This is a genomic window from Pseudomonas putida (assembly GCF_028682175.1).
Taxonomy (GTDB): domain Bacteria; phylum Pseudomonadota; class Gammaproteobacteria; order Pseudomonadales; family Pseudomonadaceae; genus Aquipseudomonas; species Aquipseudomonas putida_AD.
Genome location: NZ_JANHKS010000067.1, coordinates 1 through 24,363, shown reverse-complemented (window position 1 = coordinate 24,363; position 24,363 = coordinate 1). Strand labels below are relative to the sequence as shown.

Sequence of the window (24,363 nt, the reverse complement as noted above, 5' to 3'; positions counted from 1 at the left end):
GCCCCCGCCGGCAAGCCGTGCTGCTACGGGTGCGCGGTGTCCGTTCTGTGGCGGGGTGCGCTTGATTTGATTCCACAACGGAACTGTGTAGGGATCAAGTCGCGCGGATCAGGGTCTGCATGAGTTCAGCTTCGGTCGACAGGCTTTTGGAATTGGCCTGGTAGGCGGTCTGGGCCTGGATCAGTTCCACCAACTCCCGGGACATGTCCACGTTCGAGCCCTCAAGCGAGTGGCTGACCACCGTGCCCAGGCCTCCAATGCCGGGCGTCTCGAAATTGGCCATCCCGGACGCATGCGTCTCCACCCAGCGCGTGCCACTGATCGGTTGCAGGCCCTGTTCGTTGGCGAAGCTGGCGAGCATGACCTGGCCGATCTTGCGATGCAGGCCGTTGGTGTAGCCGACGCTCATGATGCCCGACTTGTCGATGGACAACCCCGACGCCACCCCAGACGCATGACCATCGACCACCACATTGGAACGCCCAGTGTCGGCCCGGTGCTGGCTCAACTTGCTGTAGTCGAGCAGGATACCGTCACCGCCGCCCACCGCCCCACTGCTGCCCCAGCGCCCGCCCGGCTTGTTGCCGTCCAAAGCCTTGGCCGGAATCCAGCCGCTGAGGGTCAGCTTGCCGTTGGCCGCCGTCAGCCCCGGTCCGCCACTGAGCAATTGCATCGAACCGTCGGCATTGAACAGCATGCTGGCCGTCAGCGGGTCGGTGCTGGTGGGATCCTGCGGATTGCGCCCGTCGATCAGCACGTGCATTTTCCAGCTGTTGCTGCCGTCCTTGACGAAGTACTGGCTCAGCTCATGACGGTTGCCGAGACTGTCGAACAGCCCGGTGGGAATGACCCTGTTGAAGGTCGTGACATCGGACGGATTGAATGGCGGCACGGGCCGCGCCATCGGTGCATCGGCCGGATCGAGCAGCGGTCCGCCCGCCTCGGTCAGCGGCAGCTTGATCGCACCCGCATTGCTCGCCGGGCTCGGTTTCCAGCTGCCGTTTTCCTTGATCGCCGGGCGCCAGTCATGCAGCGCAAGCTCGGTGTCACTCTCGACACTCACCGCTGCCGATGCCCCTGTCAGGTGAAGCTTGCCGTTGGCATGGGTACGCAGCCCGATTTCCAGCGGCGAGGTGGTCGAAGGATCGAGCGGGTTGATCCCGTCGATCAGGATGTACGAGGTCCAGTTGTTGTCGTCGGTCTTGACGAAGTACTGCTTGAGTTCGTGGTCCTGTGGCGGTATTGCCGCTCGGGCATAAGTGGTGGTGACCACCTCGCCTTTGAAATCCTTCCCCTTCTTCTCCTTCACCTCCGGCGCTCCGGCATCCTGGATGGTCTGGGTGATCACCCGCGTGTAGGTGCGCGGATCGTCAGGATTGAACCGCGGCAGCGCCGCCAGCGATGCGGCCGAGGAATCCAGGTTCAGCGTCTGCTCGATCTTGCTCGTGGCCTTGGGCGCCATGTTCGCGGTGTCCATCTTCAGGTCGCTGCGCACACCGCCGATGACCTGGCCATCGGCGTTCACGGCGTAACCCTGCAAGCGGCTGCCGTGTCCGTCGACGATGAAGTTTTCCGCATCCTTGTTGAAGGCGCCCGAACGGGTATAGCTGATGGTGCCGCCGTCGCTGACCACAAAGAAACCCGAACCCTGGATACGCAGATCCAGCGGGCGCCCCTCACTGGTCTGGGCCCCGCCGGCGGCGAAGTTCTGCGAGACATTGGTCAACTGCACCCCGTCCCCCACTGCCGACCGGCTACCGCCCAGGGTCGCCGAGCCATACACCGCAGAGAATTCCGCGCGAGAGGATTTGAAGCCCGAGGTGTGTACGTTGGCGATGTTGTTGCCCGCCACTTCCATGCGCTTGTGCGCCGCGTTCAATCCGGAAACCGCAATATTGAATGACATGAACACTCCCTGAGTCGTTTTCACGACACATCCGTCAATGCATTGATAGTCGCGGGCAAACGGATGCGGTCGAACACGGCGGCTCAAACGCATTCATTTGCCAGCGGTTTTATGCTCGCAAAAACGGAAGTAGGAATTTTCCAGTTATCGAGTGGGATCCCTCCTGTTATTTCAGACCCGCGAAACACCACCCATTGCCCATAAAAAAGCCCCTCCGAAGAGGGGCTCTGTCAACGCCTGTCCAGCAACCGTTATCAGGTCATCTGGATGGTGGTCTGCATGATGGTGCTTTCAGTCGAAATGGTCTTCGCGTTCGCCTGATAGTTGCTCTGCGCCTTGATCAGCTGAACCAGTTCGGTGGTCAGGTCAACGTTGGATTCTTCCAGCGCAGAACCGGTAATGTTACCCAGCGTACCCGACTCCGGAGCGCCGGTGACCGGAATGCCCGAAGCGTAGGTTTCACGCCACATGGTGCCACCGGCCGGGGCCAGGCCCTGGACGTTGGCGAACGACGTCAGCGCAACCTGACCGATAACGCGCGACTGGCCGTTGGTGTAGGTGGCGAACAGGTTACCGGTGGAGTCAACGTTCATCGCGCTGATCTGGCCGGTGTAGTTGCCGTCCTGATTCTTGGCGATGGCGCCGCCGGCCGCGTTGGTCTGGGTGGTCGCCAGCATGTCCAGCTTCATGCCGCCAGTGGCTGCCGCTGCACCGTTGGCTGCCCAGGTGGTGGTCGAACCGACGGTCTTGCTCTGGGCCGGAATCCAGTTGGCGACGGTGAACGTGCCATCAGCGTTTACCACCATGTTGGCGGTGGACGTTGGCGCAGGGGTGGTCACCAGGTTACCCGCCGAGTTGAACGTGAGGTTGGTCACGTCCGGGGTGGTGGATGCCGGGTTGGAAATGCTGCGACCGTCGATCATCGAGTACATGTCCCAGGTATTGAGTCCCGTCTTCCGGAAATACTGGTCGAGGGTGTGCTCGTTGCCCTGGCTGTCGTAGATTTTGGTGCTGTAGGTCAGGTCGTAGGTTTCGACCTTGGCCGGATCGAACGCGGCAGCGGTGTTGATTTCCTTGCTCGAATCCAGGTTGGAGCTGATGCTGATGCTGGTGGTCGCCTTCGGCGCCATGTTCGAGGTATCGACCTTCAGGTTGGTAAGGACGCCCGTCTTCACATTGCCGTTGGCATCAACACCGAAACCCTGCAGGTTATTGCCGTTGGTGTCGATGATGTTGCCGGCGGTGTCGGTGTGGAAGTTACCGGCACGGGTGTAGAGCTTCTCGCCATTGTTGCTGACCATGAAGAAGCCGTTGCCGTTGATCGCCAGGTCCAGGTCACGGCCGGTGCCGGTGGTCAGGGAGCCCTGGGTGAAGTTCTGGGTCACGGCCGCAGTGGTCACGCCGCTGCCGACGTTGGTGCCACCGGAAGTACCACGAATGGATTGCGCGTACTGGTCGGCGAATTCCGCACGGGAAGACTTGAAGCCCACGGTCGCGACGTTGGCAATGTTGTTGCCGGTGACGTCCAGACTTTTATTTGCTGCGTAGAGCCCACTCAGACCGATATTGAAAGACATGTATCACTCCTGCGCCGTCGATCCGGCTCTAGATTCCGATTTGTTGAACTTTGGACAAGGCAACGTTGCTGCCATCGGCCAGGTTGAGAGTCATTGCAGTGCCCGCCGAGCCCATGGTCACGCTGCTGACGGTGGCCGGCAGGTAGGTCTTGACCGTGGAGCTCTTGCCATCCAGCGCTGCGGTGGCCACGAAGCTGTAGTTGCCGGAGGCCAGTACGTTGCCGTCCTCGTCCTTGCCGTCCCAGGTGAAGCTGGCGTTGCCGGCCTTCTGCTCGCCCAGATCGAGGGTGCGGACCACCTCGCCCTTGCTGTCATAGACCTTGACCTGGGTCACGGTGCTGCTGTTAGGCAGGACGGCCTGACCGGTAATGCCCTTGGTGGTGTCGACACTGGTGGAGCCGGCGTCGACTACCACGGTGCGGCCCACCAGCGAAGACGCCTGCAACGCCTGGGACGACTGGTACATGCCGCCAATGGCGTCGACCGAGGTGCTCAGGTTCTGCATGGTTTCAAGACTTGAGAACTGCGCCAGCTGGGCCACGAATTCGCTGTTGTCCTGTGGATCGAGCGGGTTCTGGTTCTGCATCTGGGTGACCAGCAATTGCAGGAACGAATCCTTGCCCAGGGTGCTGGAACCGGTGGTGCTGTCGCCAGCCTTGCCGGAAGTGGCCGACTGGAGCGACTTGAGGTAGTCGCTGGTGGTCGTGTCGTTGGTAACGGTCATCGCATGCGCCCCTTATCACTGACCCAGGGTCAGGACCTTCTGCATCATTGTTTTGGCGGTGTTCATGACTTCCGCGTTGGTCTGGAACGAGCGACTCGCCGAGATCATGTCAGCCATTTCGTTGACGACGTTGACGTTCGGGTAGTAGACGTAACCGTTCTTGTCGGCAGCCGGGTGATTTGGCTCGTAGCGGGCTTCCAGGTTGGAAGCGTCCTCGACGATCCCGGACACCTGCACGCCGGTACCGGCCTGGCCCTGCTCTTCGAACAGCGAAGCGCTGCCGCCGGCTTCCTGGCTCTGGAACACGGTGGAGAAGACCGGGTGACGGGCACGGTAGGTCTTGTCCAGGCTGGACGACACGGTCTCGGCGTTGGCGATGTTACTGGCGACGGTGTTCAGGCGAGTGTTCTGGGCACTCATGCCACTACCGGCAATATTGAAAACACTGGATAGAGACATGAATTACTCTCCGCGCAGGGCTGCTACCAGCCCTTTGAACTTACTGTTGAGCAAAGTGAAACTGGCCTGAAAGCCAATCGCGTTCTCGGCGTAGTTGGCGTTCTCGACCTGGGAATCGACGGTGTTCTGGTCCAGCGACGGCTGCGACGGCGTGCGATACAACAGGCTCGCATCGCCGGTGCTCATGCCTTCGGCCTCGATATGACGGTTGTTGGTCATGTTCAGGGCGAAAGTACCGTTGTTGGCCTTGTCGCTTTCGGCGGCCAGCACCTTGGAAAAGTCCAGGTCGCGCGCCTTGTAGTTAGGCGTGTCGGCGTTGGTGATGTTATTGGCCAGCACTTCTGCACGTTGAGCGCGGAAGTTCAGCGCTTTCTCGTGAATGCCCAGTGCCTTGTCGAAGCTGATGCTCATGTCGGGAACCTTTATCGGTTGACCAGATGTTCGTGACTGCAGGTCTTAGAGCAAGCGGCGTGCCAAGTTGTGAAATGGCCGTGTTTGCTGGGGTTCGAGGCAAGTGGCAATGGGCGATGCCAGAAAAGCGGCAAACGATTTCCGCAGGAAGAAGGCAAAGCGGCAAGGGTTGTGTCGTTTTTTTGCCGTTTGCCGACGGATACCGCATGCCTCCCGTAGCAGCACGGCTTGCCGGCGGGAGCGATCTCAAGGACGCCATCGTCCGAATGCGGCCCAGACCAAGCGCGCTCCTACAGAAACTGACACCACACCCCGTAGCAGTCCGGCTTGCCGCGTCGGCGATCTTGAGGACGTCCCCGCCGGCAAGCCGTGCTGCTACGGGTCGGTGGTGAGCTTTTGATCTTTATGCGCGGTGGTGCAGGCGCCGCAGAGCGCGACGTCAAGGCGCCAGGCCGAGCGCAGGTGTCGTGGAGGGGGATGAGCGGCAGGGATGCCGCGAAAGCCGTGCGGGCCAGGGACGGCCCATCACGGCGTGCCCCCGGAACGGCGCCGGAGCGAGGGAAGCCCGAAGGGCCCCAGCCTGTCGCAATGGCTTTGCCTACTTTCCCCGTAAGGAAAGTAGGTCGCCCGTAAGGGGCGAAACCCTAAACCAAAATCACCGCGAAAACGGATATACACACAACAACAACGTCACCCAAAGACGCGGAGCGGCAAGACAGCCGTTACCACGCAGAGCGTGGGAACGATCAACAAAAAACCCGGCCACCATCGCCGGGTTTCAAGCAAACAATCAAACCACCACCAGCCCTACTTGGCCTGATAAATGATCCCCGGACTGCACTGCACCATCTGATAATGATCCGGCAACCCGTTCAACGCCTCCGACGCCCCCAGGAACAGATACCCGCCTGGCTTCAACGTCGCATGAATACGCAACAGAATGTCCTTCTTCACCTCAGCCGAAAAATAGATCAGAACGTTGCGGCAGAACACAATGTCGAACTTGCCCAACGCCGCATAGCTATCCAGCAGATTGAAGGAACGAAACTCCACACGATTCTTGATCGGCGCCTTCACCGTCCAGCGCCCCGGCGTCTTCTGATCGAAATAGCGCTGCAAGCGATCCGGCGACAAACCACGGCCAATGGCCAGGCTGTCGTATTCCCCGGTCTTGCAGTTGGTCAGCATGCTGCCCGACAGATCGGTCGCGACAATCTGCGCCCCCGACTTCAAGAGCCCGGGATTGCTGCGCTCGAACTCATCGAACGACATCGACAGCGAATACGGCTCCTGCCCCGACGAACAGGCCGCCGACCAGATGCGCGGACGCAACCCCGGCGACGCCTTGAGCTGCTCGGGCAGCACCTTGTTCTTGAGCACCTCGAACGGGTAGGTGTCGCGAAACCACAGGGTTTCGTTGGTCGTCATCGCATCGACCACCTGCTCGCGCAGACCACTGCGCGGCTGGCTCTGGATACGCTGGATCAACTCGCCCAGCGACTTGATGCCCTGCTGCTCCATCAGCTTGTTCAGGCGACTGGAGACCAGGTACTGCTTGTTTTCACCCAGCAAAATGCCACAGGCTTTTTCCAGGAAGACCCGGAACTGCTCAAAATCCAAATTACCTGTAGACATGCCGCCTCTCAAATCATGTGAACAGCCAGGAGGGAGTCCCTCCTCAGCTGATATCTGCCGCCCTGATACGATCTACCACTCTAGCTGCCAGATCGTCCGGCCGGAACTTGGCCAGGAAATCGTCGGCACCTACCTTCTTCACCATCGCCTGGTTGAACACCCCGGACAAGGAAGTATGCAAGATAATGTGCAGCTTCTGCATGCGCGGATCGTTGCGGATCTCTGCAGTCAAGGTGTAGCCGTCCATCTCCGGCATTTCAATGTCGGAGATCATCATCAGGAATTCTTCTTCCGGTTTCTTGCCCTCGTCCACCAGCTTGCGCAGGAATTCGAGTGCCTGGCGACCGTCATTCAACGCGATCACTTCAACGCCCACGGTCTGCAGGCAACGGGTGACCTGTTTGCGCGCAACCGAAGAGTCGTCCACGGTCAGGACCCGCAGCGACAAGGCCTTGTGCGCGACTTCTTCAGTCACAACGCCCGCCGAAATGTTTTCCGACACCGGCGCCACTTCGGCGAGGATCTTCTCAACGTCGATGATTTCCACCAACTGGTTGTCGATACGCGTCACCGCCGTGAGGTAGTGATCGCGACCGGTACCCTTGGGTGGCGGATGAATGTCTTCCCAGTTCATGTTCACGATGCGTTCGACCGAATGCACCAGGAAACCCTGAATCTTGGTGTTGTACTCGGTAATGATGACGAACGAATTGGCGATGTTGGCTAGAGGCGCAGCCCCGGTTGCCATCGACAGATCGAGAATCGGAATCGTCCCGCCACGAATATTTGCCACTCCGCGCACAATCGGACTGGATTTGGGCATGAGGGTAAGTTTTGGGCACTGAAGCACCTCTTTTACCTTGAACACGTTGATCCCATACAACTGCTTGCCTTCCAGCCGGAACAGCAACAGTTCAAGGCGGTTCTGCCCTACCAGTTGAGTGCGCTGGTTCACTGAATCCAAAACACCAGCCATGCACCACTCCTTCCCAAAACGACCAATCGCGCACTGCCACATCGGCAAGCGGCACGGCCCTTGCTATTGACCTGTCATGAACTCGCTTATGACAGTATCCCGACACTTCAACAACGCGACCCGCAGCTTTTATAGCGTGGTCGTCGCGCTGTGTCTGCTCGCCGCCACAGGTGTGGCCCGCGCGGACAACGTAACCCTGCCTGAACAACTTATCGGCGCCACCCAGGGCTTTCTTGAATTCACAGTGGAAGACTATCTGGCCACCAGTCAGACCCAGGGGCGCTACGAGATCGAAGTCAAACAGCTCGACCCTCGCCTGCGCATGCCCCATTGCGACAAGGATTTGACAGCTTCCCTGGAAAATTCCGCAACCCCCATCGGCCGGGTGACCGTCAAGCTGCGCTGCGAGGGCTCTTCTCCGTGGACGGTGTTCGTCCCGGCGCAGGTACATCTGTTTCGCAATGTGGTGACCGTAGTGCGCCCGATGAAGCGCGACGCGATCGTCTCCCAGGCCGACGTGGCCCTGCGCGAGCGTGACGTGGGCCTGCTGGGGCAAGGTTTTCTGGATTCGCTGGACCAGGCGATCGGACAGAAAGTCGTCCGACCAACGGTCATCGATCAGATTCTCACCCCGGTGCATCTGGAGCAGCCGCAAATGGTGCGCAAGGGCGATCAGGTGGTCATCAGTGCGCGCAGTGGCGCCATGAGCGTTCGCATGCCTGGCGAAGCACTGTCGGACGGCGGTTTCAACGAGCAGATACGGGTCAAGAACCTCAATTCCAAACGTGTGATCAAGGCCAACATCGTCGCCCCAGGGCAGGTCGAGGTGCCTATGTGACGCGCAGGAACCTCTGGCGCAACGCTTGCGCTTTTTCTACACTCGGAACCCATCTGCCCTGTGCGAAGTCGATTCAAGACTGTTTTCGCACTGGCCCTAAAGTTATTCCGGGTTTAGCCGAAACAAAGGCAAGCGTCCTAGAACCCAGAGGTTTTAATCATGGTCATCGACTTCAGTCGTTTGAATAGCTCCACTGCCGTAAGCGGTACTTCGCGTACCGCCAGCACCAAGGAAGCCAGCAAGGCCGACGCCACCGCGACGGCAAGCACTTCTCAAAGCGTTGACGGCAGCGGCGAGAAAGTACATTTGAGCAGCGAAGCTCAACAGTTGCAGAAGATCACTGATTCGTTGCGTGATCAGCCCACTGTCAACAGCGCCCGAGTGGCCGAGTTGAAGCAGGCTATCGCCGACGGCAGCTACAAGGTCGACAGCAACCGTGTTGCAAGCAAACTGCTTAACTTCGAAGCCCAGCGCTAGCCCCCGGTCCGCGCAGGGGCTTCTGGACGCTTGAATCCCAGGGCATGCGATGCAAGACACTACATTGCTTCAACTGATCACGGACGATATTGCGCCGACCCAGCATCTGCTGGATATCCTGAGGGCCGAGTCACTGGCGCTCCACGGACGCAATATGGTCGAAATGGAACATATCCTGGCGCAGAAACAGGCGCTGGTGATCGTGCTCGAACAGCATGGACGCAGACGCAGCCAACTGATGAGCAGTCTGGGCCTGCCCGCCAATCGCGCGGGACTTGAAGAAGTGGCCAGGCACTCCTCCGTCGGCGAAGCACTGTTGAAAGCGGGCGACGAATTGAGTGGGTTGATGACCGAGTGTCAGGCCGCCAACGAACAGAATGGCGCACTGATCCAGCTCCAGCAGCTGACCACGGCTCAACAACTACGCATCCTCAACGGTGGCGACACACCTACGCTGTATGACAGCCGGGGTTCGACGTCCGGGAAGATGAGACCACGTCCGCTTAGCCAGGCGTAAGTTCTTGTATCAAGACGTGCAACATGGTGGCAAACTGCCTTCCGTCGCACGTTGTCGTTATTTGCCTGGAGATGGATTAACCGTGAATGCCTTAAGCGCGGAAGATGTTCCGCAGCCCCCGAAGGTACTTACCACGCCTTTGGAAATTGCCGCCAACCTGCGGCTGCTGATGGAAAGCCATGATCCGCTGATCATCACCTTCCATGAGCGCAGCCAGCGCTTCCAGAGCTACGTCATCGAAGTCGACCGTGACAACAACGTCATCGCCCTGGATGAAATGATTCCTCGCGACGGCGAGCGATTCATGGCCAACGGCGAAGCGTTCCGTGTCGAAGGCTTCCACGATGGCGTGCGCATCGCCTGGGAAGTCAAGGCGCAGATGACCATCATCGACGACCCCCACAGCTATCGCGGCCCTCTTCCCGAGGAAGTCGTCTATCACCAGCGCCGCAACGCCTTCCGCGCTGCGCTGAAGCTGGCCTCCCTGGTGGACATCGAAGTCGGCGGCGAGAAGCTCAAGGCGCCGCTGCGCGGCAAGCTGCTCGACATCTCCGCCACCGGCTGCAAGCTGCGTTTCGATGGCGACTATTCCGAGCGCATGCAGTTGGGCCAGGTGTACGACCGTTTCGTCGCGGCCCTGCCCTTCGGCAACATGACCACCTCGGTCGAGCTGCGCTACCTGCACTTCGAAGAGAAGATCAACACCACCTTCGCCGGCGTGCGCTTCCACAACATCAGTGGATTGGTGCAGCGTCAGGTCGAACGCTTCGTCTACCAGCTGCAACGCGAAGCCCGCCGCTTCGACAAAGACGACGACTTCTGATTGATCCCGTAGCAGCACGGCTTGCCGGCGGGGGCGTATTCAAGATCGCTCCCGTCGGCAAGCGGATCGCCGCCCGGCCGGGCTGCTACGGAATGTGCCTTTGATCTAAAACGCATCCGCCACCGGCCCCAGGCTTCGCCGCAGTGATTGGGGTGTCTGCCCGTACACCCGCACAAACGCCCTGCGCATCCGCTCCCTGTCACCAAAACCCGTCTCCTGGGCCACCGCCTCCAGCGACTTTCTCCCCTGCTCCATCATCAGCCGCGCCGCTTCCAGACGCAGGTTTTCCACCGCCTTGGCCGGCGAAACCCCGGTTTGCGCACGGAACGAACGGCTGAACTGGCGAGGACTCAGGCACGCCGCATCGGCCAGTTCCTCCACTGACAATTCCCGGCGCAGGTTCTTGCGCGCATAGTCCAGCGATACCTGGATGCGATCGGAGCCCGGGCTCATCTCCAGCATGGCCGAATGCTGCGACTGGCCACCGGCGCGGCGATGGTAAAGCACCAGGTGCTGAGCAACCTTGCGCGCGATGTCCGGGCCATGGTCCTTCTCCACCATGCCGATGGTCAGGTCCAGCGCCGCCGACATGCCAGCCGAGGTCCAGACCTTGCCGTCGACCACAAAGATCCGGTCCTCTTCAACCTTGATCGCCGGGAATTTCTCGCGCATCTCCCGTGCCCGGGCCCAGTGCACGGTGGCGCGGCGCCCGTCGAGCAGACCCGCTTCAGCCAGGGCGAAAGCCCCTACGCACAGGGCGCCTACCCGCCGGCAGTTGGCGTAGGCCTGGAGCAGGAATTCATTGATGCGGCTCGAAGCCGAGGACCGGTCCATGGCGCCGCTGATCAGCACCGTGTCGAACTGCGTTTGGCCCAGGGGCTGGGTCGACACCGACGTGAACAGCGCACTGGTGGCGACTGGACCGCCGTGCTCGGAGAGCAGGTGAATGTCGTAGAGTTTTTGCTCGGCGACGACATTGGCAAATTCGAACGCCGACAGCGCGGCCAGACTCATCACCTGAAAGTCTGGCCGGACGACGAGAGCTATGGATTGCATGGGCGCGAGGTCCGTCATGGGATCTCCGATTCTAGACCCGAACCTGCGGCAGGTGTGTACACATTTACTACGCCCCGTAGCAGCACGGCTTGCCGGCGGGAGCGGTGCATCAGACACACATGCATCGCCTGACACACCGCCCCCGCCGGCAAGCCGTGCTGCTACAGGCTGTTCGCGAGCCAATCAACCCGCAGCGAAGGAATCGTTGAAGCCATGAACAAAGGCGGCCTCATTCGCACCCGGCGCCGCGCGCAAGGGCCTCGCGCGCTCGACCAGGATTTCATCGGCGTCCGTCGCCAGCGCCGCCATGGTTTCTTCGATGAACTCGGCCAGCGGCATGGCGCGAGGCTCATCATTACTGTTCAACAGATCGGTCTGCACCCACGGCGGCGCGATCTCCAGCACCCGCACAGAGGTATTGCGCAACATGTAGCGCTGGGACATTGACCAGGAATGCATCGCCGCCTTGGTCGCGCTGTAGACCGCCGTGAACGCCAGAGGAACGAAGGCCAGCACCGACGAGACGTTCATCACCACCGCATCGGGGCGGGTTTTCAAGTGCTCGATCAGCCCGGACGTGACACGAATCGGGCCATAAACGTTGGTGGTGATGGTGTCGATCATCAGTTGTTCGTCGATGGCGCCGCTCGCGTCGTCGATCTGCATGATCCCGGCGTTGTTGATGAGCACGTTCAGGTCCGGGAAACGTCGAACCAGGTCAGCGGTCACCTTGGCAATGTCGGCGGCATCACCCACGTCCAGGGTCACCCCTTCCATGCCCGGGTTGGCTGCGGTGATCTGTTCCAGCAACGCCTGGCGACGCCCCGCGATGATGACTTTGTTGCCGCGCTGGTGAAGTGCCTCGGCCAGTGCGCGACCAATGCCCGACGTGCCGCCGGTGATAAAAATGGTGTTGTGGGTCAGCTTCATGTCGATTCTCCGGAATCAGGGTTGACCCACGGCGGCGGGATTCGCCAAGGCCGTGGGATTCTGGAACCGATCTTAGAGAGAAGCGAAAAGCAGCATATGTCGTAGAAACAGCTTTTTCGGCCACAACGAGAAAGCTACAACGGCCGATCCACCCCCACGTCACGGGCTTCTTCCGAGGGTCCGCCCCCGTCCTCGTCCACCACCGCCACCGGCCGCACCACACCTTCGCCAGACGCCACGACCCGTTCCTGCACTTCAACATCAGGCTCGACAGGCGCGTCGGCTGGTTGCGCCGAGGGATCGGCGGCTGTCTGCATCTGGTCCTGCACCACCTGCTCATCCACACGGGGGTCGAGGGCCACGACCAGGGGCGAGCTGGCCATGCTGTCGGGCATGGCAATGTGATGCAGGGGTGCGTCCTGCACCTGGTGCAGGTTGGTGACGGCTTTGGGCCGGATGCGCAGCACCAGGATCAGCGCCACGAAGCAGACGAACGCATAGAGCATGTTGCTGCCGAACTGCTTCATCAGCACGCCCGCCACCAACGGCCCGATACTGGCGCCCACGCCGTAGGTCATCAGCAGCATGGCGGTGAGCGATACGCGTCGCTCGCCTTCGACGTGGTCGTTGGAAAACGCCACTGCCAGCGGGTAAAGCGCGAACTGCAGCAGCGAGGTCACGAAGCCCATGGCGAAGACCACTTGCATCGGCAACCCGGGGAAGATCGCCAGGGGCAACGAGGCGACCACCAGGCAACCGGCGAAACCGCGAATCAGCTTGGCGCGGTCATAGCGGTCCGACAGCCTGCCCAGCGGCCCCTGCACCAGCAGGCCGGCGCCGATGCAGCACGCCATGAACAGACCGACGTGATCGGTAGACAAGCCCTGCTGCGCCGCGAACAACGGCGCCAGGCCGTAGAACGAGCCAATGATCAGGCCGGCGCTGAGCACGGTGGTCAGCGACTGCGGCACCCGGCGCATGAAGAACAGCGGCTCCAGCGGCGCCGGCCGCATGGGCGCCGGGTGGATGCTGCGGGTCATCGCCACGGGCACCAGGCACAGGGCGAAGCACATCGCGACCAGCATCAGCAGTTCCAGCCCCAACTGGGGATGGATCACCAGAATCAGTTGCCCCAGCACCAGCCCCAGGTACGAGGCGATCATGTAGCCGCTGAACACCAGGCCGCGCTGTTTGGGCGAGGCCTGTTCGTTGAGCCAGCTCTCGATGACCATGTACTGGCACATCATGCCAAGGCCGACGATCATCCGCAGGACGATCCAGGCCGGCAGGAAGTTGACCAGGCCATGCCCCAGCACCGCCGCGCCGACGATACCGGCGCACGTGGCATAGGCCCGGATATGCCCTACCCGGCCGATCAGCCGGTGACCGACCTTCCCGCCCAGCGCCAGCCCCACATAGTTGGCCGCCATCAACGCACCGACCCACAGCCCGTCGACATGGTCAGCGGCCAGGCGCAATGCCAGGTAAGTGCTCAAAAGACCCGAACCGATGAGCATCATCAGTGAGGCGAAGTACAGCGCTCGAAAGGATTTCCAGATTTGGCGCATCGACTTTCCAAAAACGGAAACCCTCATCCATGGAGGATTTCCGAAACGCGGTGGTTATGCCTGAGCAGCCAGAACGCGGCGTTCCCAGGGCGTGATTTCGTTGAAGAAACTGGTCAGTTCCAGGGTCTTCGACGCGATGTAGCCTTCGATGAACTCAGCCCCGAACAGTTCCTTGGCAAGCTCGCTGCGTGTGAGACGTTCAAGCGCCGCATGCAGGGTGCATGGCAGCGACAGCGCGTCCGGCACGACGAATTCCCCCTGGATCGGTTCGGTTGGCTCAAGCTGCTGCTCGATACCGTAGAGCCCGGCTGAAAGACTAGCTGCAATGGCCAGATACGGGTTGGCATCTGCACCGGGCAAACGGTTTTCCACGCGCCGGGCCACCGGCGAGCTGGCAGGAATGCGCAGGCCTGCCGCACGGTTGTCATGGGACCAGCAGGCGTTGTTCGGCGAGGCGAACGGATGGCACAGCCGCTGGTACGAATTGACGTTGGGCGCGAACAAGGCGGTGAAGTCGGCCATGGCCGCCTGCTGGCCACCGATGAAGTGACGGAATGCCGCCGTCGGGTCGCCCTGGGCGTCGCTGAAAATGTTCTGGCCGGTGACGCTGTCGACCACGCTCTGGTGAATGTGCATCGAGCTGCCCGGTGTATGGGCCAGAGGCTTGGCCATGCACACCACGGTCAGGCCGTGCTTGAGCGCGACTTCCTTGAGCATGTGTTTGAACAGGAACGTCTGGTCGGCCAGCAGCAGCGGATCACCGTGAAGCAGGTTGATCTCGAACTGGCTGACGCCCATTTCGTGCATGAAGGTGTCGCGGGGCAGGCCCAGCGCGGCCATGCACTTGTAGACTTCGCTGAAGAACGGACGCAGGCCGTTGTTGGAACTGACGCTGAACGCCGACTGCCCATCCTCGCGACGCCCGTCCAGGCCTACTGGCGGCTTGAACGGCTGGTTGGGGTCGCTGCTGGGCGCGAAGACGAAGAACTCAAGCTCGGTGGCCACCACAGGCGACCAGCCATGGCGGGCATAGCGGGCGATGACCGATTTGAGTTGCCCGCGGGTGGACAGGTTCGACGGCTCGCCGTCCAGCTCGTCCGCGTCGCAGATCGCCAGGGCGCGAGGTTCGTCGCTCCAGGGCAGGCGATGGGTCTGCTCGGGGTCGGCGATCAGCGCCAGGTCGCCGTCATCGCTGCCGTAGTATTTCGCGGCCGGATAGCCGCCCATGATGCATTGCAACAGCACCCCCCGCGCCAGTTGCAGCCGACGGCCTTCAAGGAAGCCCTCCGCTGTCATGACTTTGCCCCGGGGCACGCCGTTCAGGTCCGGCGTGACGCATTCAATTTCATCAATGCCCATCAATCGCTGCGCGAGAGAATTGTGGCCACCGCTACTCATGACTCAAGTCCTTTATTTTTATGCAGGGTTCTGTGCAGGCCGCAACGCGGCGAGGCGTACAAAATAAGCGTCGGGCGTTCAAAATATCAAGCGCCATGACGCAAACAGGCTATCGCCTGCCGATTGCCGAAAACAAAAAGCCCCGCTGGGTCACAACGGGGCTCTGGCAACGCAAGCGGCGATCAGACGCGGAAGTAGCCCACGCACGAATCGAACGGCAGGCGCTTGAGTTCGACCTTGTTCAGGTCCAGCACTTCGCGCAGTGCTGCGGTTTCACCCGGGAAGTTGCGATAGGCCACTTCGTCCAGCACCACGATGGCGCCCTTTGGCATGTACGGCAGGAAGGTTTCCAGCGCCACTTTGGTCGACGAATACAGGTCTGTGTCCAGGATCAGCATCGCCACGACCAGGTCAGGGCGAGTCTTGGGGAACGCCGGAACGGTCTCCATGATGTCGCCCTTGATGATCTCGCAACGCGGAATCCGGTTGACCGGGCGCACCAGGTCATTGGCGTCGATCATCTCTTGAATGATCGATTCATCGGTGTCCGAAAACATGGTTTCGTTGATGTCGGCCGGGTCTTCTTCGGCGTCGATGCTGCGAAAGCCCGAGAAGGTGTCGAAGCCGATGATCGAACGGTTGATCGCGTAGGGCTCCAGGATCATCGACAGCTGCATGTAGAGCATCAGCGAGTTGCCCTTGTACACGCCGCACTCGATGATCGCGCCGGGCACGTCCTGCACCATCTTGAACAGCTCGATGCGCGACAGCGCCGCCGTGACTGCAATCCGGTTGGCAAACACGAACGGAGCATCGGCCACATATTGAGAGTCGACGCGCTTGAGCAGATTGGCGCGTTTCTCGGCGTACTCGGCCTCAGGCCCCGTCAGGCGGCGCTTGGTCATTGGCTAACTCCCTGGAATTGCGAAAAGTCGTTGAGATGGAAAAGATCTTTGTAACCGGCTTCGACGTCTTTGGCGCCGCTGTCGACGTTGGGCGCACCGCGGCCAGTCAGCAGGTCCTGAAGATGAATCAGGCGGAAATCGATGCTGAAACGCGTCTTGTCGGTGAAGTTGGCCACGGTGCCGTGCAGGTGCGAGCCGGAGAAGGTGATGACTTCCCCCTCGTTGCCGGCGATGCGGATCTCCGATGACGTCTGGATGTCTTCCTGAGGAACCGGGTGAATGCGCGTTTCTTCGGTCACGTTGGTTTTTGCCAGCGGACGCTGGACGTTGATCCAGTCGGCCAGGCTCCAGTCCACCGAGGAGTTCTTCACCGGGGTGCTGAAATAGCCCGGGTTGATCATCATCGTCTGGTCGGGGGTGATGGTGTACACCGGCATCCAGGTGTTGATCTGGCAGTCGGCGTTGCCGTACCAGGTATCGCGATGCGGCTTGTACGCATAGCTCACCCCGGCGTGCAGGTAGTTGTAGTTCGGTACCACGCGGATACGTGGCACATCGAACAGGTATTCGGCCGGATCGATACCGATCTCGAGGGCGAACTTGTGAATCATCTCTTTGACATCAAGGCAGTTGGTGAACTGGCGCTTGAGAGCCGTAACCCGCTCCACGAACTCGGTGACCGGCATCATGGTGTGCAGTGCCTGGTGGTCGGTCTCGCCATCGAACGCCGCAGTGATGCTTTGCTTGGCGAACCGGCACAGGTCGTGGGTCGCCTGCAGGTTGGTGTTCAGATAGATGTCACCTGCATAGATCGAGCTTTTGAAGTCGGCCTTGCTCTGCAGTTGGTTGAGATACAAATTCACGATAGAACTCCTAAGCTCCGTACTGACCAAGTCATCGGCAGGTCCATGGCGAACTGAAGACAAATGCGACGTCGTTCACTAAAAACTTTGTGCCCGCGTGTCACGTGATATCAGTGAGCAATCATTGCTCGGCCTGGAGTGTCGCCTTGCGCCCGGCGCGGTAACTGCCCGGACTCTCCCCTGTCCATTTCTTGAACGCCCGGTGAAACGCGCTGGGCTCCTGAAAACCCACCAGCGAGGCGATGTCCACCACGCTCATCTCGGTCTCGCGCAGCTTCTGCTGGGCGATGCCACGCCGTACCTCGTCCTTGATGCCCTGGAAGGCGCACCCTTCGCGCTCCAGCCGACGGCGGAACGTGGTGGGGCTGAGTTTCAACTCGACGGCCATTTCGATCAATGTTGGCCAATGGCCGTAATGGCTGTTGCGCAGCCGCTGATAGACCTGAGCCGCCAGCCCGCGCTGGTTACGGAAACGTATGACAAGCCATTGCGGCGCAGTGCGCAGGAAGGATTTGAGCGACGGCAGCGACTGCACCACCGGCAGGCGCAGGTAATGGCTTGAGAATTCAATCTCGGTCTTCTGCTCGCCAAAGCTCAGGTTGAAGCCCCAGAGCAGCGGGTCGTCGCTCAGGCGCGGACGCGTCTGGCGAAACTGCGCGCGGTCGATGGTGATGCGCCGCCCGCCCAGCCAGCACAGCAGGCTGATCATCAGCAGCAGGAAGGTTTCCTCGCCGAAACGCTGGCGCGTCGGATCCTCGACCCGGGACTCCACCGCGATGACCGCGCGTTGCCCTCTCACGATCAGGCTGCCGCGAAAATCCCTCAGGAACAGGCCGAAGTTGTTCAAGCACTGGCGCAGGGCTTTTTCCAGGTTCGGCTCCTGAATCAGCCCCCGGCAGATCAGGGTAAAGCTGCCCAGTGGCATGCCATGGGAATCCAGGGCGAAAAACTCGTCTTCCAGCTCCTTGATCTGAATCAGCCAGAGCGCAGCGAACGCACTGGCCGACACCCGTGCGGTCGGGTCGTCGAGCAGCGCCATGTCGATCCCGGCCGCCTGCAGCACCGATTGCAGGCGCAGCGGCTGGTCACGCAGGGCATACACCACCAACTGCACGAAGTAGATCGAGACTGAATCCTTTTCCCGCATGTCCGGCCTTTCCTTTTTATTGATGTGCTCTTGAACGAGCCGACGGCGCAGATGGTAAAGAACGCCAGTCGATATGGACAGTTTCGGCATAGGCCCCTCTGCGAGCCCGATCTATCCTTGCTCGCAACATGCGTCTGGCCGAAATGCCATTTGGCGATTTCCGGGCCGGGTGCCACCACAAGAAATCTCGAAGATTTGAAGGAGTCGACATGAGCAATACCGAAGTTTTCGTCGTCAGCGCACTGCGTACCGCCATCGGTGGATTCGGCGGTTCCCTCAAGGACGTCTCACCCATCGAACTGGGCACCCAGGTCAGCCGCGCAGCCATCGCCAAGTCCGGTCTGGCGCCTGAGCATATCGGCCATGTGGTCATGGGTCACGTGATCCCTACCGAAGTGCGCGACGCCTACCTGTCCCGGGTGATCGCGCTGGAGGCCGGGCTGACCAAGGAAACCCCGGCAATGAACGTCAACCGTCTGTGCGGCTCGGGCCTGCAGGCCATCGTGTCGGCCGCACAGTCGCTGATGCTCGGCGATGCCAAGGCCGTGCTGGCCGGCGGCACCGAGTCCATGAGCCGTGGCGCCTACATCATGCCGCAGGCCCGCTGGGGTGCGCGCATGGGCAACGTTCAGGCGTACGACTACATGCTCGGCGCGCTGCATGATCCGTTCGCCAATATCCACATGGGCATCACCGCCGAGAACATTGCCGAGAACTACGGCATCACCCGCGCCGATCAGGACGCACTGGCCCTGACCAGCCAGCAGCGCGCCGCCCGCGCCATCGCTGAAGGCCGTTTTGAGGGGCAGATCGTGCCGATCGAAATCGCCACCCGCAAGGGCACGGTGACCTTCGCCCAGGACGAGCATGTGCGCGGCGATGTCACTGCCGAGCAACTGGAAAAAATGAAGACCGCGTTCAAGAAGGACGGCACGGTCACTGCGGGCAACGCTTCGGGCCTGAACGACGGCGCGGCGGCACTGGTGATGGCTAATGGCGACATGGTTCGCGAGCACGGTCTCAAGCCGATGGCGCGCCTGGTGGCCTACGCCCATGCCGGCGTCGAACCCTCGATGATGGGCCTGGGACCGATCCCGGCCAGCCGCAAGGCACTGGAACGTGCAGGCCTGACCGTTGCCGATCTGGACGTGATCGAATCCAACGAAGCCTTTGCAGCCCAAGCCTGTGCCGTGGCTCGCGAGCTGGGCCTGGACCCGGAGAAGGTCAACCCTAACGGTTCGGGGATTTCCCTTGGCCATCCGGTGGGCGCGACCGGCGCGATCATCGCCACCAAGGCCATCCACGAACTGCACCGCACCGGTGGCCGTTATGCGCTGGTGACCATGTGCATCGGCGGCGGTCAGGGCATCGCTGTCATCTTCGAACGCGTATGAGCGAGGCCCTCTCGATGAGCATGCAACACATCGCCGTGATCGGCGCGGGCACCATGGGCAACGGCATCGCACAGGTATGCGCCATTGCAGGCTTTGACGTCACCCTGCTGGACATCAGCGACGCTGCGCTGGAGCGCGGCCTCGCAACCGTGCGCAAGAACCTTGAGCGCCAGGTCAACAAGCAGACGCTGATCAGCGAGATCGCCGAGGAGGCTTTGTCGCGCATTCGCTGCACCACCGATTACGCAGAGCTCAATGATCCGCAGGTGGTGATCGAAGCCGCCACCGAGAATCTGGACCTAAAGTTGCGCCTGCTCAAGCAGATTGCCGCGAACGTGGGCGTGGATTGCGTCATCGCTTCCAACACCTCCTCGCTGTCGATCACTCAGCTTGCGGCCAGCGTGGACAGCCCGGAGCGTTTCATCGGGCTGCACTTCTTCAACCCTGTGCCGATGATGGGGCTGATCGAAGTGATTCGAGGGCTGCAGACCGCCGATGAGACACATGTGGTTGCGATCAAGCTGGCTGAACGGCTGAACAAGACCGCCATTACAGCGGGCAACCGGCCGGGCTTCGTGGTCAACCGCATCCTGGTGCCGATGATCAACGAGGCGATCCTGGTGTTCCAGGAAGGTCTGGCCACCGCGCAGGATATCGACGACGGCATGCGCCTGGGCTGCAACCAGCCCATCGGTCCGCTGGCGCTGGCGGACCTGATCGGCCTGGACACTTTGCTGGCCATCGTCGAGGCCTTCCATGAAGGCTTCAACGACAGCAAATACCGCCCTGCTCCGCTGCTCAAGGAAATGGTCGCGGCGGGGTACCTGGGACGCAAGAGCGGGCGCGGGTTTTTCGTTTATAACTGACGACGTTCGCCTTTACGGGCGGGGGCTTTCATGAGATCGCTCCCGCGGGCAAGCCCGGCTGCTACGGGTTTGTGGTGTTTGTGCGGACACGATCGCACGGGGATCTGTGGGGCTTGTGCGGTCCGTAGCAGCACGGCTTGCCGGCGGGAGCGTCTTCGGAGTCGCTGACGCCGGCAAGCCGGACTGCTACGGGTGGATGGGTGTCAGGGACCGATCAATGTGAGAACAGCGAATTGCCCACCTTGCCCGCCATCTTCTCGGGCTTGATCAGGAACCGGGCCAGGGCCGGCAACAGCCACAGCGCACCGAACATGTTCCACAACAGCATGAATGTCAGCATCAGGCCCATGTCGGCCTGGAACTTGATGGCCGAGAAGATCCAGGTGCAAACGCCGATCGCCAGGCACAGGCCGGTGAACAGCACCGCTTTGCCGGTCGACTTCAGGGTTTCGTAGTACGCCTCCTGCAATGGCAGGCCCGCGCGCAGGAAACTCTCCAGGCGGCTGTAGATGTAGATGCCGTAATCCACGCCAATCCCCACACCCAAGGCCACCACAGGCAAGGTCGCGACCTTCACGCCAATGCCCATGAACGCCATCAGCGCGTTGCCCAGTACCGAGGTCAACACCAGAGGCAGCACGATGCACAGCGTCGCCGCCCAGGAGCGGAAAGTGATCATGCACATCACCGCCACGCAGATGTACACCAGGATCAGAATGGTCAACTCGGCCTGCTTGATGACCTCGTTGGTCGCCGCCTCGATCCCGGCGTTCCCCGCCGCGAGCAGGAACTCCAGCCCTTCCTTGTTATTGGCCTTGGCGAAGTCCTGCACCGCATGCACCGCACGGTCCAGGGTTTCGGCCTTGTGATCGTTGAGGAAGATCAGCAGCGGCGCCAGTGAGCAGGTGTTGTTGTACAGACCATCGGCGCGGGAAATCGAACTGTTGAGCACGTCCTTGTTGCGCGAAAGCGACTCCCACTTGAGGTTGCCCTCGTTCATGCCCTTGATCACCTGCTTGGAGACCGTGACCAGCGAGATCGCCGACTGGACGCCAGGGGTGTTCTCCATCTTCCACGACAGCTCGTTGATCGCAGACAGCGTCTGGTAGGCCGAACAGCCTTCGGGCGGCGTCTTGACCATCACCACCAGCACGTCGGAGCTGGTCGAGTAATTGTTGATGATGAAATTGTTGTCCTGGTTGTAACGCGAGTCCGGGCGCAACTCCGGCGCACCCTGGTCCAGGTCGCCGATCTTCAGGTTGTGCCCGTACCACAGGCCTCCGGCCAGCGCGAGCAGCGACAGCACCACGGACACCCGGGCCACCTTTGGCGCGGCAAAGTTAGACAGAAGACGCCAGAAAGGGTGTTCGCAGGCTGCAGCTTCCTTGCTGCGGGATATGGCTTTCTTGCTGATGCCCGCGTAGGAAATCGCCACCGGCAACAGGATCAGGTTGGTGAACACGATCACCGCCACACCGATCGACGCACCGATGGCCAGTTCGCGAATCACGCCGATATCGATGATCAGCAGGGTGATGAAACCCACGGCATCAGCCAGGATCGCAATCATCCCCGGCAGGAACAGTTGGCGGAAGGTGCGACGGGCCGCCGTCAGTGCGTTGTCGGCATCGCTGGATTGCAGGGCAATACCGTTGATCTTCTGCACACCGTGGGAAATACCGATGGCGAAGATCAGAAACGGCACCAGCATCGAGTAGGGATCCAGACCAAACCCGACCACATGCATCAGGCCCAGTTGCCAGATAACGGCGATCAGCGTCGTACTCAAGACCGCGATGGTGCTGCGCAGGCAACGGGTGAACCACATCAGCAGGACCAGCGTGATGAGGAAGGCCACGCCGAAGAACATCACCACCATGATGAGGCCGTCGATCAGGTCGCCGACTTTCTTGGCAAAGCCGACGATGTGAATGTCGACGTTGGGGTTCTGCGCTTCGTACTTGTCGCGGATCTTCTCTTCAAGCTGATGGGAGAACTGACGGTAATCCAGCGGCAGAAGCTTGCTCTGGTCGTTGGGGTCCGGATAGAACTCCTGCAAGGGTACATCGACGATACTGGACTTGAAATTGTTGGCCACCAGCCGTCCGACCTGGCCGGACTTCAGGACGTTGTTGCGCAACTTGTCCAGGCTTGCCTGGGACCCGTCGTAGCTCTGCGGAATGACCTCGCCACCGGCAAAGCCCTCCTCGGTCACTTCGGTCCAGCGGACGCTGGGGCTCCACAGGGATTTCAGGCCTGAACGGTCCACGCCCGAGATGTAGAACACCTCGTCGTTGATCTGGCGCAGGGTCTCCATGTATTCCTTGGAGAAGATATCGCCCTGCCTGGCCTCCACTGAAATACGCACGGTGTTGCCAAGGTTCGCCAGGTCATTGCGGTGGTCCATCATGTTCTGAATGAACGGATGGCCCAAGGGGATCATCTTCTCGAAACTGGTGGACGGGCGCACCAGCGTTGCCTGCCAGAACAGCACGATGCTGACCAGCAGGCAGATGGTGATGACGGCCGGGCGGTTGTTGAAGATCAGCCGTTCCAGCAGCGTGGGTTTGTCGTGGTGGTGTTGAAATTGGGTCATCAGTCAGCGTCCTCGCCTTATCCGTTCTTATTGTTGAGCGACATCAGCGCCCGTTGGCGAAGTGAGGTGAACACCGCCCTGTCCTACCAGAATGAGATTGCCTTTGTTGTCTTCGGCCACGCCTGACAGCGAGAGACGGTCCGAGCGATTGGAGACGGTGAAGGTTTCGCCGTCATCGGTGCTGCGCATCACGCTGCCGCCGTTTCCTACGAGAACGATGGAGTTATCAGGCAGAACGGAGGCATTGGCGATACTGAATTCCAGCGGTCCGCGCTCGCCCTGCAAGGCGATGGGCTCCCAGGTACTGCCGAAATCGTTGGAGCGAAACAGGTTGCCGCGCAGGCCATAGGCCAGAAGCGTATTGGACTGGGCCGTGCCGACTGCGCCGAACAGCGAGCCCTGGTAGGGGCCTTCGAGTTTTTCCCAGGTCTGGCCATCGTCGGGGGAGCGAAACATGCTGCCCATCTCACCGACGATGAACAGGCCCGCATCCTTCACGTAAGTGATGCCATTGAGGTGGTACTGGTCTTCGTTATCCAGGCGCTCGCCGATGTCCTGCCAGTGCTGGCCGCCATCGGTGGTTTCCAGCAACGCACCGTAGGCACCCACGGCGATGCCGGTGGACAGGTCCTTGAACCAGACGTCCAGTAACGGCGCCTCGCGCTTGAGGTCTTCGAACTGCTTGCTCCAGGTTTTGCCGCCATCGCTGCTGGCCAGGATCTGAGCGTCATGGCCCACGGCCCAGCCATGCTGGTCATCGACGAAATACACTGCTGTCAGCAACTGCCTGCTGGGCACCTTGGCCTGGGTCCAGGTCTTGCCCTGATCGTCGGAATAGAGAATATGGCCGCGATCCCCCACGACCACCATGCGATTGCCTGCGTGGGTCACGTCCAGCAGCAGACTGCGGGAGGCCTTGGCTGATTCGAGGGCGAATTCTGAATTGTCTGCGGCGGTGGCCGCAGGTGAGCTTTCAGTGGCCAGCGCAGCGCCGCTCAGGGCCATGAAGATGAACAGCGGCAATGCAACATTCGCACGCATGGAGCTTCCCTTTCTTTGTTGTTATCAGGTTCTCCCGGTAGCCCGCGTAGCGGCTGCAAGCGCTCTAGCCTGCGCAGCCCGGCCCACCGAAGCAGGCCCATCCTATCCAGCTTTCAAAACGTATGACAATCGACATGACGTTATCTTTTGTTAAGCAACGGTGTGGTGATTGGAGGGTTATCAGTGGTGGTGATTGGGGATGGGGTAAGCGGCGCGATCGCCTGTAGGAGCGCGCTTGCTCTGGGCCGCATTCGGA

22 protein-coding genes are annotated in these 24,363 nt (G+C 60.8%); 6 read left to right on the top strand and 16 right to left on the bottom strand.

The window, feature by feature from the left end:
* Positions 1-94: 94 nt before the first annotated feature.
* The 7 genes from NPS29_RS26700 to NPS29_RS26670 form a co-directional block, all read right to left on the bottom strand.
* A complete protein-coding gene (locus tag NPS29_RS26700; protein WP_274136399.1) occupies positions 95-1,906 on the bottom strand; it encodes a flagellar hook protein FlgE in 1,812 nt (603 codons plus the stop codon).
* A 254-nt stretch (positions 1,907-2,160) separates the two neighbouring features.
* A complete protein-coding gene (flgE, locus tag NPS29_RS26695; protein WP_274136397.1) occupies positions 2,161-3,483 on the bottom strand; it encodes a flagellar hook protein FlgE in 1,323 nt (440 codons plus the stop codon).
* Positions 3,484-3,511: 28 nt separating this feature from the next.
* Positions 3,512-4,207, bottom strand: coding sequence for a flagellar hook assembly protein FlgD (locus tag NPS29_RS26690; protein ID WP_274136396.1), 696 nt, complete (start codon positions 4,205-4,207; stop codon positions 3,512-3,514).
* A 15-nt stretch (positions 4,208-4,222) separates the two neighbouring features.
* Positions 4,223-4,666: a flagellar basal body rod protein FlgC gene (gene flgC, locus NPS29_RS26685; protein WP_274136394.1), complete on the bottom strand. Its 444-nt coding sequence runs from the start codon at positions 4,664-4,666 to the stop codon at positions 4,223-4,225.
* Between the two features lie 3 nt (positions 4,667-4,669).
* Positions 4,670-5,077, bottom strand: coding sequence for a flagellar basal body rod protein FlgB (gene flgB, locus NPS29_RS26680; protein ID WP_274136392.1), 408 nt, complete (start codon positions 5,075-5,077; stop codon positions 4,670-4,672).
* Between the two features lie 807 nt (positions 5,078-5,884).
* On the bottom strand, positions 5,885-6,712 hold the full coding sequence (cheR, locus tag NPS29_RS26675; RefSeq protein WP_274136390.1) for a protein-glutamate O-methyltransferase CheR: 828 nt from the start codon (positions 6,710-6,712) through the stop codon (positions 5,885-5,887).
* 43 nt (positions 6,713-6,755) lie between these two features.
* A complete protein-coding gene (locus tag NPS29_RS26670) occupies positions 6,756-7,688 on the bottom strand; it encodes a chemotaxis protein CheV (RefSeq protein WP_274136389.1) in 933 nt (310 codons plus the stop codon).
* A 76-nt stretch (positions 7,689-7,764) separates the two neighbouring features.
* On the opposite strand from NPS29_RS26670, the gene flgA reads away from it, so the two are divergent.
* The 4 genes from flgA to NPS29_RS26650 all read left to right on the top strand — a co-directional run bounded on the left by flgA (position 7,765) and on the right by NPS29_RS26650 (position 10,343).
* Positions 7,765-8,526, top strand: coding sequence for a flagellar basal body P-ring formation chaperone FlgA (gene flgA, locus NPS29_RS26665; RefSeq protein ID WP_400609783.1), 762 nt, complete (start codon positions 7,765-7,767; stop codon positions 8,524-8,526).
* Between the two features lie 159 nt (positions 8,527-8,685).
* The gene (gene flgM / locus NPS29_RS26660; RefSeq protein ID WP_274136385.1) at positions 8,686-9,003 is read left to right on the top strand and encodes a flagellar biosynthesis anti-sigma factor FlgM; all 318 of its coding nucleotides are present in this window, start codon (positions 8,686-8,688) and stop codon (positions 9,001-9,003) included.
* 49 nt (positions 9,004-9,052) lie between these two features.
* Positions 9,053-9,520: a flagella synthesis protein FlgN gene (locus NPS29_RS26655; protein ID WP_274136383.1), complete on the top strand. Its 468-nt coding sequence runs from the start codon at positions 9,053-9,055 to the stop codon at positions 9,518-9,520.
* An 82-nt stretch (positions 9,521-9,602) separates the two neighbouring features.
* Positions 9,603-10,343: a flagellar brake protein gene (locus tag NPS29_RS26650; protein ID WP_274136381.1), complete on the top strand. Its 741-nt coding sequence runs from the start codon at positions 9,603-9,605 to the stop codon at positions 10,341-10,343.
* Positions 10,344-10,448: 105 nt separating this feature from the next.
* Here NPS29_RS26650 and NPS29_RS26645 read toward each other — a convergent pair whose 3' ends face one another.
* From NPS29_RS26645 to NPS29_RS26615, 7 genes are all read right to left on the bottom strand, one after another.
* Positions 10,449-11,399: a GlxA family transcriptional regulator gene (locus tag NPS29_RS26645; RefSeq protein ID WP_274136379.1), complete on the bottom strand. Its 951-nt coding sequence runs from the start codon at positions 11,397-11,399 to the stop codon at positions 10,449-10,451.
* 183 nt (positions 11,400-11,582) lie between these two features.
* Positions 11,583-12,329, bottom strand: a complete 747-nt coding sequence (locus NPS29_RS26640; protein ID WP_274136377.1) for an SDR family oxidoreductase — start codon at positions 12,327-12,329, stop codon at positions 11,583-11,585.
* Positions 12,330-12,463: 134 nt separating this feature from the next.
* The gene (locus NPS29_RS26635) at positions 12,464-13,897 is read right to left on the bottom strand and encodes an MFS transporter (RefSeq protein WP_425312558.1); all 1,434 of its coding nucleotides are present in this window, start codon (positions 13,895-13,897) and stop codon (positions 12,464-12,466) included.
* Between the two features lie 54 nt (positions 13,898-13,951).
* Complete coding sequence (locus tag NPS29_RS26630) at positions 13,952-15,193, bottom strand: glutamine synthetase family protein (RefSeq protein ID WP_274136402.1); 1,242 nt, start codon at positions 15,191-15,193, stop codon at positions 13,952-13,954.
* Positions 15,194-15,477: 284 nt separating this feature from the next.
* Positions 15,478-16,200, bottom strand: coding sequence for a TylF/MycF/NovP-related O-methyltransferase (locus tag NPS29_RS26625; RefSeq protein WP_274136376.1), 723 nt, complete (start codon positions 16,198-16,200; stop codon positions 15,478-15,480).
* On the bottom strand, positions 16,197-17,063 hold the full coding sequence (locus NPS29_RS26620) for a hypothetical protein (protein WP_274136374.1): 867 nt from the start codon (positions 17,061-17,063) through the stop codon (positions 16,197-16,199). Before NPS29_RS26620 ends, NPS29_RS26625 begins: the two co-directional genes overlap by 4 nt.
* Before the next feature lie 121 nt (positions 17,064-17,184).
* A complete protein-coding gene (locus tag NPS29_RS26615; RefSeq protein ID WP_274136373.1) occupies positions 17,185-18,210 on the bottom strand; it encodes an AraC family transcriptional regulator in 1,026 nt (341 codons plus the stop codon).
* A gap of 209 nt (positions 18,211-18,419) precedes the next feature.
* Between NPS29_RS26615 and NPS29_RS26610 the strand changes: the two genes are divergently transcribed.
* Together NPS29_RS26610 and NPS29_RS26605 are read left to right on the top strand one after the other, a co-directional pair.
* On the top strand, positions 18,420-19,604 hold the full coding sequence (locus NPS29_RS26610; protein WP_274136372.1) for an acetyl-CoA C-acyltransferase family protein: 1,185 nt from the start codon (positions 18,420-18,422) through the stop codon (positions 19,602-19,604).
* 14 nt (positions 19,605-19,618) lie between these two features.
* Positions 19,619-20,470 carry a 3-hydroxybutyryl-CoA dehydrogenase gene (locus tag NPS29_RS26605; protein ID WP_274136400.1) on the top strand — a complete coding sequence of 284 codons (852 nt, stop codon included), beginning with the start codon at positions 19,619-19,621 and terminating at the stop codon, positions 20,468-20,470.
* A 214-nt stretch (positions 20,471-20,684) separates the two neighbouring features.
* Here the strand turns inward: NPS29_RS26605 and NPS29_RS26600 are convergent, their stop codons facing one another.
* Positions 20,685-23,069: an efflux RND transporter permease subunit gene (locus NPS29_RS26600; RefSeq protein ID WP_400609820.1), complete on the bottom strand. Its 2,385-nt coding sequence runs from the start codon at positions 23,067-23,069 to the stop codon at positions 20,685-20,687.
* A 24-nt stretch (positions 23,070-23,093) separates the two neighbouring features.
* Positions 23,094-24,107, bottom strand: a complete 1,014-nt coding sequence (locus NPS29_RS26595) for a WD40/YVTN/BNR-like repeat-containing protein (RefSeq protein WP_274136370.1) — start codon at positions 24,105-24,107, stop codon at positions 23,094-23,096.
* Positions 24,108-24,363 lie beyond the last annotated feature (256 nt).